Consider the following 238-nt stretch of genomic DNA (forward strand, 5'->3'; position numbering starts at 1 on the left):
GTTGTTCGCCAGTTGACGGCCTATAAGCCGGATGACCAGGCGATCCGGACCGCACTGAAAGAAACGGTAGAGAGCTGGTTCACGATCGAGCCGGTGCTCACCGACGACATCCAGGCTTCGCGTATGGCGCGAAACATCAACGCCGTCAAGGCGATGATGGTGGGCAATGCACGCAATCAGTTCGCTGACTGGATCAAGGCTGACGCGCCATTCCAGGCCATTACGCTCAATCCGAAGC

1 pseudogene is annotated in these 238 nt (G+C 58.0%); it reads left to right on the forward strand.

Going from position 1 to position 238, the window contains the following annotated elements:
* Window positions 1-238: pseudogene (locus SB822_RS60785) on the forward strand (type IV secretion system protein); the annotation flags it as partial.

This window comes from Paraburkholderia sp. SIMBA_054, from assembly GCF_046534875.1.
In the GTDB taxonomy this organism is placed as follows: Bacteria; Pseudomonadota; Gammaproteobacteria; order Burkholderiales; family Burkholderiaceae; genus Paraburkholderia; species Paraburkholderia hospita.